Origin of the sequence: Labilibaculum manganireducens, from assembly GCF_002843385.1 — a bacterium.
In the GTDB taxonomy this organism is placed as follows: domain Bacteria; phylum Bacteroidota; class Bacteroidia; order Bacteroidales; family Marinifilaceae; genus Labilibaculum; species Labilibaculum manganireducens.
The window spans coordinates 71,656-87,625 of sequence record NZ_MVDE01000018.1 but is presented as its reverse complement, the minus strand read 5'-3'; the positions used below and the strand labels follow the sequence as shown (position 1 = coordinate 87,625).

General features: G+C 41.2%; 9 protein-coding genes. All 9 read right to left on the bottom strand.

Annotated features, from left to right (window positions below; translation table 11 throughout):
* Positions 1-57 precede the first annotated feature (57 nt).
* Positions 58-1,770 carry a family 43 glycosylhydrolase gene (locus tag BZG01_RS12655; protein ID WP_180327305.1) on the bottom strand — a complete coding sequence of 571 codons (1,713 nt, stop codon included), beginning with the start codon at positions 1,768-1,770 and terminating at the stop codon, positions 58-60.
* Positions 1,771-1,780: 10 nt separating this feature from the next.
* Positions 1,781-4,252: a glycoside hydrolase family 2 TIM barrel-domain containing protein gene (locus BZG01_RS12650; protein ID WP_101310207.1), complete on the bottom strand. Its 2,472-nt coding sequence runs from the start codon at positions 4,250-4,252 to the stop codon at positions 1,781-1,783.
* A 1-nt stretch (position 4,253) separates the two neighbouring features.
* Positions 4,254-5,360 (bottom strand): glycoside hydrolase family 88/105 protein, encoded by a 1,107-nt coding sequence (locus tag BZG01_RS12645; protein ID WP_218973099.1) that lies wholly within the window; start codon positions 5,358-5,360, stop codon positions 4,254-4,256.
* A gap of 6 nt (positions 5,361-5,366) precedes the next feature.
* Positions 5,367-6,206 carry a sugar phosphate isomerase/epimerase family protein gene (locus tag BZG01_RS12640; RefSeq protein ID WP_218973098.1) on the bottom strand — a complete coding sequence of 280 codons (840 nt, stop codon included), beginning with the start codon at positions 6,204-6,206 and terminating at the stop codon, positions 5,367-5,369.
* Between the two features lie 27 nt (positions 6,207-6,233).
* Positions 6,234-8,345, bottom strand: a complete 2,112-nt coding sequence (locus tag BZG01_RS12635; protein ID WP_180327304.1) for a polysaccharide lyase family 8 super-sandwich domain-containing protein — start codon at positions 8,343-8,345, stop codon at positions 6,234-6,236.
* Positions 8,346-8,493: 148 nt separating this feature from the next.
* A complete protein-coding gene (locus BZG01_RS12630) occupies positions 8,494-10,920 on the bottom strand; it encodes a glycoside hydrolase family 2 TIM barrel-domain containing protein (RefSeq protein ID WP_180327303.1) in 2,427 nt (808 codons plus the stop codon).
* A gap of 17 nt (positions 10,921-10,937) precedes the next feature.
* On the bottom strand, positions 10,938-13,220 hold the full coding sequence (gene bglX, locus BZG01_RS12625; RefSeq protein ID WP_101310203.1) for a beta-glucosidase BglX: 2,283 nt from the start codon (positions 13,218-13,220) through the stop codon (positions 10,938-10,940).
* A gap of 427 nt (positions 13,221-13,647) precedes the next feature.
* Positions 13,648-15,210: a hypothetical protein gene (locus BZG01_RS12620; protein ID WP_101310202.1), complete on the bottom strand. Its 1,563-nt coding sequence runs from the start codon at positions 15,208-15,210 to the stop codon at positions 13,648-13,650.
* A gap of 353 nt (positions 15,211-15,563) precedes the next feature.
* A complete protein-coding gene (locus BZG01_RS12615) occupies positions 15,564-15,944 on the bottom strand; it encodes an EMC6 family protein (RefSeq protein WP_101310201.1) in 381 nt (126 codons plus the stop codon).
* Between the last annotated feature and the right edge of the window lie 26 nt (positions 15,945-15,970).

Here is a 15,970-nt window from a genome sequence, read left to right as displayed (position 1 = left end):
TTGAATTATGTTTATAATAGTCAATTTTAAAATATCCGAGATACCAACATCGTTGCACTATTCTACCTCTATCTTTTTAGTGCCATTAGTTATACCTGCTTCATTAAATGCATCAATACTGAAATAATAACTCACTCTTTTATTTAGACCTGTAAGTTGTACTGAATCCTGCCCGTATACCATGACTGAGGTGTATAGCTTGTCGCTGGCTGTTCCATAATTAACTACATATCCAGTAGCAGAATCATCAAGGGTCCATTTCACCAAAGCCTTTCGGGAATTGTCATAATCGCGCTTAACTTCGAATTCATTAATCTTTTTCGGCTTTTTGCCTTTTTGCATTCCAAAAATCCGTAAATCGAAAACTGAAAATTTACCATCACCGGGTACATCTTTCACATTTTCAATCTTGATGTATTTAGCTTTCACTGGTTTTGCAAACTCAATGTAATCATGACAAGCATCTCTCGCATTATTGCTCTTGTCAACCACTACTTCCCAATTCTTCCCGTCGATCGATGCCCACACCCGATAAGCGTATATGTTTGTGCTATCTGGATTTAGTAATGCTTCATGATCGGCAAAATTGATCTGAATAGCTTTAATTGCAGTTACTTTGTCATCCAATTCCACACTAAGCCATTCGCCTTTATTCCCAGTCTTGGCGGACCACCAGGTTTTTACATTTTCATCAAAAGCATCCATAACCGGATATTGCTCCAAAAAAGAAGAGGCGCTAGCTTTTTTATTGTAGGACAATAACATCCAGCCTGTAAAAAGACTTTCTTTTTTTGGGTTCATTTTACCGGATGGTATTATCGTAGGATAATCGCCAAAAGCAGTGTAGGTACGTAACACCCCTTCTTTATCGAAACTTGCGGGAAACAAGCCCAAACGACGCTCAAAATTCCCTCGCATTCCAATACTTAAACTCGTCACATGCCAGTAATTTCCATATCTATCTTGAATTGTAGCACTATGCCCGGCACCTCCTATAAATCCACCCGGTTTATAGGAGAATGGGCTGTAAGTTTCATATTTAAAAGGTCCTATAGGAGAGTCGGCAGTATAAACTCCATCAGCATAAGTTTTAAACTCGGTTCCGTTTGAAGCATATTGGAGATAATATTTCCCCTTATATTTTGTCATCCATGGTCCCTCATTATACCCATTCTCTCCTGTTTCATTTTTTGCGCCGAACACTTCCCATCCATACTCGTCAGGGTTATGACGGATACATATCACCGGTTCTGTTTTTGGTTGCATGTTTTCATCCAGTTCAACCACCCTTATTGGCTCTGTTTCTTTATTGGAACACCCCCAGTATAAATAAACTTTACCATCATCATCCTGAAAGAATTGAGGATCCCAAACATCCATCGGGAGTTTTTTATCCATTCTCTTCCAATCATCTTCAAAAGGATTTGTTGTATAATAAATATAATCTTTCATTCGTGAAGAAGCCAAATAATAAACCGTATCGTTGATGGCAATTACACCCGGCGCATATTTTAAGATCGGAAGAGTTTCTGTTCGTACATATTTCCAGTCCAGCATATCGACCGAATACCAATATCCACCAGAACGAGAAGCAAATAAAAAGTAATTCCCTTTATACATGATCATTGCAGGGTCTGCCGCTTCTCGCGAGGAAGACCAGAACCTGTAATTCAGATTCATCGGGTTACAAAAAGTTCGCTGTTGGGCACGAGCCTCAGCCGTGAACAACAGCATTAAAACAGATGCAAATGCAACAATATATTTATTCATCATAGTCTACTTAATGTAATGTTATTTTTACCCGATCTTTATCCATGCCGGCGGCTATGGCTTCCAAAATTATTTCACCGGGTATTCCTGTTGGCCTGACAATGACCATTCCTTTCCCTTGATAAACTTTCTTTTTAGGCTGCTGAAAACTGGATATGTCTATGGGATTTCCATTACCAACTCCTGCAATTTCGCCCGGACCAGTGATTGTGTAATTGATCTCGATATCATCGGCATAAGGAACAAGATTGCCTTCAGCATCAACAATTTCGACTGAAACATAAGCCAAATCATTCCGATTCGCTTTGATAGTCGTTCGGTCGGCAATCAGTCGAATGGCAGCAGGTTTTCCAACTGTTTTCAACAATGTTGACGATACTTCTTTTCCATTCTCATAAGCTTTAGCAACCAATGTACCCGGTTGATAAGGCACATTAAAAAGCGCTGTTATCGAAGTGTCTGCTATCGCTTGTTCTCCAATCAGTTTTCCATTCAATTCGAGTTTCACCAATTTACTTTTGGTATACACACGAACCTGTAGCGTGTCGCCTTCCGAACCCGCCCAACTCCAGCTTTTCAACTCATCGGGCCATCCCCAGTCGTTCACGTAGTATCTCATTCCTTCCGGAACTTCAAGCTTTTGAACCATCATCTCAATTGGGCTCCGATCCCAAACCACATCGCGATAAAAGGATTGTGGTTTTTTATTGCCAACAAAATCGAGGTCGCCACAAAAGGCGTTAAACCAAGGCCATTGAACAAATGTCTTTCTTTGCTTCCCCTTAATAAATCCCGTATTGGCACATCCTGCTTCTCCTCTATAGTCCATAGCCGTCCACACAAAATCGCCAATCAGATAAGAGTGCTTTTGCAATAATTGCCATATTTCATATGCCTTTGAAGGATAGGATTCTGTTCCCAACATAATTCGATCGGGGTATTTTTCATGATCCGCTTCGTATTTTTCATCCATATAATTGTACCCGCCAACTTCAAGAATGTCAAAGATTGCAGGAGTGTGTTCTTCCCAGTTATACGTCCTGCGGGCATCCCAAAAATCACAAACGGCTTCGGTAACCTTACGGGTAGGATCTAACACTTTTACCCGATCCAGCAACATTTGGGTAATCTGAAGTCCTTCGTCCGAAGCACGTTCACGGATTTCATTCCCGATACTCCAAAGAATGATTGATGGGTGATTACGATCCCGATGGATCATCGCGGTCAAATCCTTATCCCAGTTTTCTTCAAAATAGAGATGGTAATCATCCTGAAATTTGGTTTTCTTCCAGGCATCAAAAGCTTCGTCAATCACATACATTCCTAAGCGGTCGCAAACTTCTAACAAAACGGATGATGGGGGATTGTGGCTCATCCGGACGGCATTAAATCCACTCTCCTTCAATAATTTAATCTTCCGCTCTTCTGCGGCCTCTATTGATATCGAACCTAATGATCCGTTATCGTGATGGATGCACCCGCCTTTCAAAAGCACCGGTTTACCATTGACCAGCAGCCCATTTTTCGCGTCAATTTTGATATCACGGATTCCAACAGGAAGAGATACCTTGTCAACAGTTTTCGCTTTTTGTTGAATTTCAACCTGAACAGTATATCGATTGGGTGAATCGGCCGACCACAGGGCTGGATTTTCAACCATCAGCACCTGGCTGGTTTCAAGTGTTTCACCTGCGGCTATTGTCACCTTGCTTTCGCCTTTGCCAACGTTATGACCTTCGGCATTAAACAGTTGGGTAAAGAGGATAAAGTCTTCGTCTTTTTTTTCACCGTTAGTAATTGTTGTAGCAACATTTACTTTTGCCGACGTTTCCGATACCTCCGGAGTTGTAACATTTACACCCCAGATGTCGATATGCAATGGATTCACGACCGTTAATTGAACATGACGATAGATACCAGAACCGGCATACCAACGGCTATTTTTTCCTTCATTCCGAACCTTAACGACCAGTACATTTTCCTGACCTGGAAGATTCAGATAAGGGGTTAATTCATAATTGAAAGGCGTATAGCCGTATGGGTGATTCCCCAGATGATGACCATTGATCCAAACATCGGAATTCATATAGACGCCATCGAACTGAATAAAAATGTTCTTGCCTTCTTCTGCTTTCGATAATTTGAACGATTTCCGGTACCAACCTGTACCGCCGTATGTAAATCCATCGAACGTTTGGCCATCAGATTTCCGGTAAAACGGGCCGACAATCGAATCGGGGATTTGAATGGCAACATCTTCGGTACTCCAGTCGTGAGGCAAATCCAACTTCCGCCAACCCGAGTCATCGAAATCCGGTTTTTCCGGACCTGATTCGATACTATCCAATTTAAAGGACCATCCTTCATCGAATAGTCTTGTGCGAAGATTTGAGTCGGTTTGTGCCATCAGATTTGTACTGACAACGGCAAATATGAAACACAAACTAATTTTTAGGATCCCTTTTGTTATTCGTTTTTCCATTTTATTTCATTTTAAAGATTTCACTACCAGCCAACAGGAACGCTCCTGTTCCATAGAGTTCCGTATTATCAGAAAAGTCACGGTTACTTGGACGATCGCCGGCTCCCTGAACATAGTTAACCCGACCTTCGTCACTGACACAATTTGTTAGACCCTTCCAAGCTTTACAAGCTGCTCTTTTAAATTTTTTCCCTTTCAACAATCCTGAATTTATACCATAAACCAAACCATAGCAAATCAATCCACTCCCACTGACTTCGCCATTTGGATAGGCAGAGATGTCTAGTAATCCGGAACTCCACAAACCATCTTCACGCTGAATTTCAACTAAACGGGCAGCCATTTGGCGAAAAAGATTTTCGTAAAACGGACGTTCCGGATAATCGGAAGGGAGTTCCTTCAACATACGAGCTAACCCGGCAATAACCCAACCATTTCCACGCGACCAAAACAGTGGTTTTCCATTGGCTTCGAACAAATCCGTTCGATCATTTTTAATCGTAAAATTCAAATCGCGGGCAAACAGATGTTCTTCCTTATTGTAAAGCATTTCATAAGCCTGGCGATATAACTCGTCATTGTATTTCAAGTAATCCGGACGGTCAATAAGCTGTCCCAATTTAACCAACACTGGAGGAGCCATAAACAAGGCATCTGCCCACCAATACTTGATCTGCTCGATCCCTTTTACCGGGTAAGGTTCCTTTACAAAACGAGCTAAAGTATCAATCATCGGCTGAAGCATTTTCTGCTTTTTCTCAATCAAATACAAGTCAATGTAGGTTGAGGAAATGGCAATATCGTCGGCATGGAAAAAGCGTTTGTAAGGAGACCAGTTCGTCGACTTTCCGTTTTCCATCATCGCCCCGTACATGAATGATGATTGTGTCACTTCCCATGCGGCATATAATCCGGTGAAAAACACCGCGTTTGTCCAATCGTTTGGAGCCCGCCGCTTGGGATTATCCAGTTGCCATTTTGCCACCTTATTCAAAACAGAACGAACGTATTCCGGCTGACAATAATCAACCTTCGTTTGAGCCGTTGCCCCCAATGTGAGTGCCAAGAGCAAAAGACAACTGATCCTTCGCTGAATTCGTGTTTTCATTTCAGTCTAGAATTTATGGGTTAACATGTCTTCAACTGCCTCAAAATAGCCTTTCGATTCGGCCAGACCTGGTAGCGGATCTTTCCGGTTTTCTTCCAGCTCGAAACTACAAGTACCTGCATAGCCAACTTCCGTTAACATTTTCACAAAGTCCGGAATATGCAGAACGCCCTGTCCTATCACGCAACTTCGACCTGTTTTATCGGCAGCAGTGACATCTTTGAGTTGAATATCCAGAATCCGTTCTTTGTATTTCCTCAGGCTTTCAGCAGGATTCGATCCACCGCGCATTTCATGTCCCATATCCAAACAAACGCCGATTCGGGTGTCCAAATCCTTAATATGCGCAATAACATCAACAGCATTTGGAAACATCGGGACGTCTCCCCCATGCACATGAATAGCAAACTTGATGTTATATTCTCTGACCTTTTGTTCGACATAAGGGAGTAGTTCATATTGAGGAACACCCACAATCAGATCAACACCAACACGTTTCGCATAATCGAAAACCCGATCAATCTCTTCCTGCTTGTTCAAATAAAACAGACCAACACTATTGGCAATGATACCGTTTCCGGCTAGTTTTTGGTGGAATTCAACGATCTGCTCATTGGTGCTTTCAAAGGGCAAATGTTTTTCCTTAACCGATAAATAGTGGATATTCAATCGACTGACCATATCAATCATTTCATCAGTATTGAACTTGATGAAATTGGAGCCAAGGATTCCTATTTTATACGGCCTTTCCTCTCGCTGTGAAACAGTATTCTCCAATGTTTGGGAGTAGACCCTGTTTTGACCTACCAAACAAGCAAGAATCAAGAACAACACGGATCGTTTCAAATGTAATGATTTCATTTCGTTTATATTTTACAAGTTTATTCGTTCTTTTTCGCCATCAATTTCAATATCCAGAAAACTCAATTTTTGAGTTGGATCGGAACAGATTATTTTCGGTTTATTTCCGTTAGGTTGATATTGGATGATAAACAACCCGGGTTGCTCACAACTAAAGTTTAAATCATGAGGTAGTTGCATGCTTAATACTGAATAGGCTGCGATAAAAACCTTCTTTTCTTTGGGAAGATATATCACCTGTGCCTCCTTGGTATTCGATAAAACCTGAATCGATTTTGTATCGAACCGGGCTGTCTGGACTGCGGTTGTAGCCGGGAGAATGACATATTGATAGTGTGAGTTTTGCGATTTTACGCCGTGATCCACCCATAAAAAGACAACCTCCTTTGTTTCTTTCATATCTTCGGGATACATACCCATGATATCGTGCCAGGAAGCAGTTCTTGATTCACTGCCTGCAAATGCCTTTTCTGCCTGAAAAATAATGTAACCCGTTTTATGGTGAAAGAAACGAACCTCATTTGCATCTATCAATTCCGTATTTCCGACTGGTGTCCATTTATTTTTGTTTAGACGTAGCAAATCGTTTTTTTTCAAACATTGCTCGATTGAAGTGGTCACAACACAGGCACTGTCGGTGGTAATTCCGGTGCCAAGACATAGCACATAATCTTCGGTAAATATCCAGGACTTTTGTGCCGTCAATCCGTCACGAACCAATTGCATGACGGTCATGCCCGTCTCACCATCGTTCACATTGCCAACAAAATCGCTTTGACTTCGATACCCCCCAAACGTCAACTTTTTTAAGGGCACTTCAGATTCGAAAGCAGTAATTCCTGGAAGCTTTCGCCAGTCCCATACCGGAAAAATGTTGTTGTACTCATCTCCGTCCGCGTAGGTATACGTTGAACCATCGGATATATAATATCCCTTTTTATTGTCACTATTGCCTGCTTCACCACCAATTGTACGGGTAGAAGACATTCTTACTGAAGTCATCCACAGCGGGCGCCGACAGACAGTTTGATCGGAGTTACGGAAATGATATACGCCTTGCATGCCTGGTACTTCATCCGTAGATTTGAAACTGCTTTTCAGAAATTCTTCGTACTGATTTCTATTTTTTGAATCGACATTAGCCAAAGCATTGGCCGAAAAAGCAACCGATAACGCTTTATGTTGTTGTGATTGTTTAAAGAACTGCCTGCCCAAACAATTGACATCCATATTTCCTTTCCAAATAATGCGCTGAAAGCCTTTATTGATTAAATCGGAAAGAATATTCAACTGATTTTGCTCCATCGCCAGCGAGGTACCAGCGAAAGTCTTAGCCCAGAAACTCATGTCGGCGATGAATGCAGCCCCGTAATTGCCAAATTGTTGCTGTTTCCCGTGTTGGTGGTAACTGTAATCATATTGAATTCCCTCGTCACGAGGTCCGGTTGGTCCCATGACAACCATTGAGATAATCGTATCCCTGGCCTGCTTAATCAAGTCGTAATTGTTCTCCAACAGACCACGAACCAACACATTGCCTGATAACCAGACTTTGTTTTGACCGGTTGTCCCAATTTTAGAAGCCGCCATCGCCTGAATTGCTTCTGCCTTTTGGGTGGGGCTCATGCGATCTTCAAACAAAATGAAGATTGGAGCCAATGCTTTTGGAATGCCAATATCGTTATACCACCAATCACGCTGATGACCAACTCTTTTGGATCCATCGATACAGACTATCTTTTTGTCGAACCAGAAATCCAATGCTCTGCTAATAGCCGATTCTAGCTGCTCGGATTGGTAAAATGACGATTTTTCAAATCGGTACTGTTTGCACATCAACAGCAGACGTTCTAAATGACGCTTGGGTTGCCATCCCGAAGTCTCAGTTGTATTATAGTCAATATCAGGCCATGAACCATCTGCGAGTTGATTCTGAAGTATGGTATTTACGTCCTTCGGATCGGCCGGATATCGTTGCATTAATTCAACAACCATCTGATCTGAAACCAACATCTCTCTGGGCAGCTCAATCAGTCGTTGAATCAATTCATCCTCCCCTTTAGAAAGAATCAAACTGATATAATTTTGTTTCAAGTTCTCTACATCAAATGCACCAGTTGGCATGTTAGAATTATTTTGCGCAAATAATAGCACAATGGCAAAAAACAAGGCCATCAACGAGCAAAACTTTATTGTAAGTTTCTGAAGTTTCATAATTACCTTAAATCTATTTTACATTTCACCAAGACAATTTGACTACCTTTATTCCAGTTTATCGAGCCTTAATTTCGATGGAATCGCTTTTCAATCCGTCAGCCTTGGCATTCAGCACAATCGTTCCGGATCCTCCCTTGGGGCGAACAATGGCCAGCGCTTTACCATGAAATACTTTCTTCCGGAATTGCTGCATACTGGAAACATCGACAAAATTTGAATTACCAACACCGGCTAATGCTCCATTTCCGCTTACAAAAAACTCAACTTCTATATCATTCACATAAGGAACCACCTTGCCATCTGCGTCAATTACCTCAACACGCACATAGGATAGGTCGTTTCGATCTGCCTTTATTGTTGAACGATCGGCGACCAGGCGGATTGCGACAGGCTTTCCAGTTGTTACCAGTTCTGTCGATGAAATTTGCTTGCCATTATTGTAACCAATAGCAAGCAATTTCCCTTGTTGATATGGCAACTTAAATGAAACCGTAATACCATCATCCGGCTTTTGTTGTTTGGCTATTTCTTGCCCATTCAAGAATAGTTTAACAGTCTCGCAACTGGTATACACTTCAACTTGCAAGCTATCACCATCCATTCCAGGCCAACTCCAACTCCTATGCACATCGGGCCATCCCCACCAGCTCTCAAATTCGTATTGGCCATCCGGAATTGGTTTACGAACGAACATTTCTATTTTACTTCGTCCCCAAACCACATCGCGATAGTACGATTGTGGTTTCTTGTTTCCTATCAAGTCAATATCGCCACAATTGGCATTATACATTGGCCATTCAATGGTCGTCCTTTTCCCCGGTTCATTAAAAAATTCGGAGACGCCTAGCCCAGCTTCCCCCATATAATCGACTGCTGTCCAAACAAAATCTCCAATCACATTGGGCAATTTTTCAACAAAAGGCCATGCCTGATCAGCTTGATTAGGGTAGGATTCAGTCGTCACCATCACCCTATCTGGATATTTTTCATGATCCTCCTCAAAACGATTCCACTGGTAATTGTATCCACACACATCAAGATCGGCAAACGCTTCAGGTGTCCTTTTTTCCCATTTCGGGGTTCGGTTTATTCCTTCTGTTACAAAGCGGGTTGAATCTATTGATTTGACAATCTCTTTCAGCTGATGTCTTGTTGCATAACCCAGCGAATCAACTCGTTCTCTAATTTCGTTTCCAATGCTCCAAAAAATTACAGACGGATGATTTCGATCACGCAATAGAATATTGGTCAAATCTCTTTTGTACCACTCCTGAAAATATTGGCTGTAATCATCCTCCGTCTTTTTGTTGTTCCACATATCGAACGCTTCATCCATCACTAACATGCCCATTCTATCGCAAACATTCAGAAATGTCCTGGAAAACGGATTGTGGGCAGTCCGAACAGCATTAAAGCCACTCGCTTTCAATATCTCTAACTTTCGTTCGACAGCTCTTTCTATATCGATCGCTCCGATGGGGCCATTATCATGATGGATGCAACCACCGTGCAACAGTGTAGGAATGCCGTTAATGGTCAAGCCGTTCTCTGCATTAACATTGACATCTCGAATTCCGAAAGGAATAATGACAGTATCTGAATTTTTCTTCTTCTCCTTTATTCTAACCCTCGCTTGATACATGTTCGGGCTATCCGGACACCACAAAACAGGATTTGAAACAGTTAGCAGCTTTTCCACTACGCTTTTTTTGTTTGCAACAGTTTGAACTGAATTCTCGGATGTTGCAACAATTTCTCCTTTTGCATCAATCAGTTCAATCTCCAGATCGACTGTTTTATCCTTTTCTTCGGAGTTATTAATTGTTACAGATAGAAGAACATCTGCTATGTCTTTCCGAACAGTTGGTGTTGTAACAAACACGCCCCACACGTCGATATGTACTGTTGGAACGACCTCAAGCCAAACTTCTCGTGTGATTCCCGAACCAGAATACCAGCGACTGTTAATGCCTTCGTTTTTTACTTCAACGGCGATGATTTTATCTTTCCCGGATTCATTCAGATACGGTGTTAAATCGTAGTAAAAAGGGGTATAACCATTCGGTCGATTACCGAGATGATGACCATTAATCCATACATCAGAGTTCATGTAAACTCCGTCGAAACACAGATAGACGATCTTCCCTTTGTCAACTCTATTCAGTTGAAAAGACTTACGATACCATGCTGTTCCGCCCACTGTAAAACCAGTGTTAAAGCCGCTAACTGCATTTTTGTCAAATGGCCCAACAACAGAATCAGATTGATTGGGTAAGTCTTCGATACTCCAGTCATGAGGAATATCAACGATCCGCCAAGCAGAATCATCGAATTGAGGACGCTCCATTCCGGTCTGATTAAAGTCTTTAGAAAATCTCCAGCCATGATTCAATTCACGAATCCGTTCACGCCCTTCAACTTGGGCATTGACGTTGCCAGATAGCAATATCAAAGCAAACAGTACAAAATGTTTAAACTTCATTTGATAATTCATACTAGTTATTTTTGCCAATTAAACTGAGCGACTTTTACATCAGAAGAGCTTGTTCCAACAAACAGGTTGAAATCACCCGGCTCCCACTGCCATTGAAGATCATGGTTATAGAATTTCAGGTCTTCGGTTGTTAATTCAAATTCAAGCTCTTTCGATTCTCCGGGTTCCAGGTAAATTTTTTGGAATTTTTTTAATTCTTTCACCGGTCTTACAAGCGATGCAACCGGATCATTCAGATAGAGCTGAACAGTCTCTTCTCCGGTGTAATTTCCGGTATTAGTCACGGTGATTTTTGCGGTCAATTTGCCTTTATCGCCAGTTACAAGCGTATCACTGAGTTGGATCTCACCATAACGAAATGAGGTGTAATTCAATCCATAGCCAAACGGAAATAAAGGTGAATTCAATTCATCCAGGTAGTAGGAATTGAATTTCATGATCCCGCCGCGCTGTCCATCAACATAAGGTCGCCCGGTATTTTTATGGTTATAGTAAATCGGTATTTGTCCTACAGAACGCGGGAATGTCATGGTTAGCTTACCCGAAGGATTGTACTTCCCGAATAAAACATCAGCAACGGCATCACCTGCCATCGTGCCCGGGCGCCACGCCTCCAGAATAGCATCGGCAAACTGCAAATCATCAGTCAAGGTTAACGGACGGCCATTGATGAGCACCAGAACCACCGGTTTTCCGGTAGCCTTAAGCGCCTTTAAAAGCTGACGCTGGCAGTTGGGAATTGAAATATCTGTTTTACTCTTTGCCTCACCCGACATATTCGATGTTTCACCTAAAACCGCGACAATGACGTCGGACTGATTTGCAGCTTCGATCGCCTTAGCAATCATTTCCGCTTGTTCCTGGTCATTGTAAAAACCACGGCTCTTTCCCAGGAATACCGGCTCATCAGTAATAAACGAGCCCTCCGTGTAAACGATCTTGTTCTGTTGTTTTTTCAGCCCATTGAGAATGGTTACAATGCTATCTGTTTCTCCCCGGAAGGACCACATACTGAACATTTGATTTTGCACATCGGCCAAAGGACCAACAAGCGCGATTTTGCTCTGTCTACTCAACGGAAGCGTTTGGTTTTCATTCTTTAAAAGCACCATCGATTTGCACGCGGCTTCTTTGGCAACTTGCTTGTGTTTTTCACATAAAAGAACCGTTGAGGCTTTCCCGGGATCGAAATTTCGATACGGGTTTTCAAACAAACCCAAATTGTACTTTGCCTCCAGAATTCTATGGCAGGCAGCATCAATCTGGTCGATGGTAATTTTCCCGTCATCCAATAGTTTTTGACACGAACCGGCAAAGCTTTCACTGGCCATGTCCATATCCAAACCAGCGATCAGTGCTTTGCCCGCAGCCTCCTCATAGTCGCTGGCAACACCGTGAGCAACCAGTTCCTGAATGCAATTGTAGTCGCTGACTACAAACCCTTTAAATCCCCACTCATCGCGCAACAAATCGGTTAACAACCATTTGTTAGCAGTGGCAGGAACCCCGTCAATATCGTTAAACGACGACATAATACTTCCTGCACCCGCTTTAATGGCCGCTTTATAGGGAGGTAAATAGTATTGGTACATGGTCAGACGACTCATGTCGGTGGTGTTGTAATCGCGACCTGCTTCAGCAGCGCCATACAAGGCGAAATGTTTAACACAAGCCATCAGGGAAGTTTCACTTTTCAAGTCATCTCCCTGATAACCTTTGATCATGGCACGTGCAACGACGGAACCCAAATAAGGATCTTCACCTGCACCTTCCATCACCCTTCCCCAACGAGGATCACGAGTGATATCTACCATAGGTGAGAATGTCCAGTTGTACCCAACTGCGGAACCTTCTATTGCTGCTACCCTGGCTGTCTGTTCTATCAAGATAGAGTCCCACGAACAGGAAAGACCCAGCGGAATTGGGAATACGGTTTTGTAACCGTGAATAATATCCAGTCCGTTGAGAAAAGGGATTTTCAAACTGGTGCTATCAGCTAACATCGCCTTTTCATGGATGAAGTCAGGCTCTCCCATCACCGAATAGACATTGCCGGCTGAGCCATCTTTCAATTTTAGAAAAGCATTTTTTGTGGCAAAAGGACCGGTTTTCGAAGTGGGTGTAACCAGATTTAACTGAGCAATTTTTTCAGCGATGGTCATCTTGCCCATGAGCGCCTTGATGAAAGCGTCACGTTGATCATTTGCATACACCTGTTGACTAAAAGCCAAAGTCAAGCACAAAATAAAAAGCGAAAATAAATTATTAATTAGTTTTTGAGCATTCATTAGATTTTATTTTTTGATGTCCTGTTTTCATCGAGGTTATGTGCAATTCATAATGCAACTAAAAACTGTACAAAACCCTAACTCAAATCAACTATGATGAAAACAATGATTTCAATTTACAATTCAATAGTGCATCCAATGGCTGCATACAATCCGTTTTATTTGAGCGTTTAGTCGAACAAAGTTCATTTATCCAAAAAAAACTGGCCATTCCGGGTTTGTTATCACACGTAAATACGTCATTCAGATTTTGCCTTCAATTTGAATAATGGATTGTTTGGTTTCCGAAATCACTCATCCTGATTAATCGGAACCCAAGCAAAAACTTAAAAACCATTTGTCGAAGGTTTTATTATCAAATACCAATAAATACTAAATTTTCGTACCGCCACTATTAATCCAATAAATCGGCTACACATTAATTCTTTTAAAACGAAAGAAACAAAAAGCTGTAAGGAGGAAGTTTAAAAACTCCTGGATATACCTTTTTCCCTTTAATATTAGGCAATGCTCCATCCGAGTTCAAATTAAGTACCTGACCGTTCAATTTCACTGTTTTTGTCTGAAGTTCATTGGCAGATTTTGGCTGAAATACATCAGCAGAAAACAAATATTGTTTAGCTTTTGCCGGAATGAAAATTGATTGTTCCGTATCTTTTGTATTCACGATCAATACAGCCATTCCTTTGGATGAATTTTTAAGACTATGTGCAAAAATATCGACACCGTCAGTTAATACTCCGGCATCATACACTTTTGTACCCATTAGTTTATTCCAAAGCAACGCAGCCCAATAATTAGGTCGTGGTTCTAAGGTATACTGGTCAAGTATTCCATATTCACTGGCACAAAGGGTATTGTGCATAACAACCTGCACATTCTTTTTTGCCAATCGTCCTAATTGTTCCAGATAACGGAAACAATCCAAATAGGTTTCGGACAAAGGATTTCCTCCACAGGAAGCCTCAGCGGTTTCGGTTAACCATATTGGAGCACATGGTTGATACTTGTCTCTAAATTCTTCGTAATATTTTAAACCAAGTTCTGTTTTACTTAACCATTCTTTCGAAATCGCATTTTCAGGAGTTTGCCTGCCAAAGCATCTTTTTGATAAGATACCATAATAATGATACGACCAAATATCAAAATTTGGTTTGGGATCCGCTGCAAATATTTGATCTGTTGTGAGAGAGATTCCGGGCATGATTCCCCCTTCACCCGTTGACCCCGGACCCGCAATTATCATTTCAGGCATTGCTGAACGAACAAAACTTTTAAACGCAGCAAAGTCCTTGTCAAAATAGTTTCCATCATAATTTTTGGGAGCATTCCCGTGACTGGCATGAGATGGTTCATTAAACATTTCGGCAACTGCTATTTCACCTCCAATCGATTTTGTATAATTTATTAGCGGTTCTACTTGGGCCGGAGTCCAGTTGCCCTCTTTATCTCTCATTCCATCACTAATAGCAAAAGATGCTGCTAATTTGCCATCGACAGCTTTACAAAAATCAATGACTCCCTTCCACTCCTTTCTGGTTAATACGTTTTCATACCCATCAGGAGCAGTTACCAACTTAGAATCATCGTTATCCTGAAAATAAGTTGAGTTAGCCCAGGTGCCACTCACCCGAATATAGGTTGGCCCCAGTTCGGAAGTAAGCATACGCAATTTTTTATCATACAGATTAACCGCAGGAATCTTTCTTTTTAAAGCATCAAACCCACCACCTCTTATCTTGGTCGAATCCAGCAGAACATAGGGTATCCAGAATCTGCCTCCGACAACTTCACACATTTCGACATTAAATGACTGATATCTTTCATTTACTTCAGCAATCTGTTTTAGGTTTCTCAGTTTTAGTCTGATAATATGCTCAGTTTGTCCCGGAGAAACAGGGTCTTTTGAATTATCTGTTTTTAAGTCAACCGCAAATGCACCTAAACACGTGGCGATAAGTATAAGCGTTACTATATATATTGTTTTCATTCTTCATGTAGATTAAATACTAAGATTAGTATCGGTTGTTTTTTTTTAGTTATTGAATTTCGTTGATTGTTTATTCCGTGGCCTTATTTATCAGAACCTGCTAATTTCAATAAGATGCTTATTTTGCGGACAGGATATTTCTTAAAAGAGAAAAATCCATTGGTATAAATGAAATTAAACTCGAAGAGTGGTTGTAAATTGAGTATCTTAAAGCAAACAAAGGTGTCCCCAATGTGAATCGTGTGATAATGTATTCACAAACCATCCCGCCTAACTTTAAGCGACATAATAATCAGGGAGAGAAGAAAAAAGAAGCCAGAAAGATGAAACTCATCTCCCTGACTTCTTCAGAACTATTTATTTTCTTTTACACGGGTGGCATATGCATCGAACATATCCATCATTGAACCTTCCATCTTATCTGCTTCGACCTTTTCCATGTACAAATAAACATCGTAACCACTTGCTACAAAATAGCAAGTTACATTGTCGTCTTTCTCTTCTACGCGAGTAAGTTTCGATGGTTCTTTTCCTTCTGACTTAAAAGTTCCTGTTAGCTTACCATCTTCACCTCTTGTCAGAATAAGAAGAGAATGAGCATCTCCACTTGGAGTACCTTCAGTTAGAATATCCCATTTCCCAGCATAATAATCTGCATTTTCTTGTGCTTTTGCAGAGTAATTTGTTAATGAAACAATTACCGCTGCGAAAATAAACATTATAAACTTTTTCATAATTCTATTGATTTAATTAAACATTA

Bases quoted from the DNA above. Each gene is read 5' to 3' on its own strand.
- BZG01_RS12655 (WP_180327305.1), bottom strand. From the start codon at position 1,770: ATGAATAAATATATTGTTGCATTTGCATCTGTTTTAATGCTGTTGTTC.
- BZG01_RS12650 (WP_101310207.1), bottom strand. From the start codon at position 4,252: ATGGAAAAACGAATAACAAAAGGGATCCTAAAAATTAGTTTGTGTTTC.
- BZG01_RS12645 (WP_218973099.1), bottom strand. From the start codon at position 5,360: ATGAAAACACGAATTCAGCGAAGGATCAGTTGTCTTTTGCTCTTGGCA.
- BZG01_RS12635 (WP_180327304.1), bottom strand. From the start codon at position 8,345: ATGCCAACTGGTGCATTTGATGTAGAGAACTTGAAACAAAATTATATC.
- BZG01_RS12630 (WP_180327303.1), bottom strand. From the start codon at position 10,920: ATGAAGTTTAAACATTTTGTACTGTTTGCTTTGATATTGCTATCTGGC.
- bglX (WP_101310203.1), bottom strand. From the start codon at position 13,220: ATGAATGCTCAAAAACTAATTAATAATTTATTTTCGCTTTTTATTTTG.
- BZG01_RS12620 (WP_101310202.1), bottom strand. From the start codon at position 15,210: ATGAAAACAATATATATAGTAACGCTTATACTTATCGCCACGTGTTTA.
- BZG01_RS12615 (WP_101310201.1), bottom strand. From the start codon at position 15,944: ATGAAAAAGTTTATAATGTTTATTTTCGCAGCGGTAATTGTTTCATTA.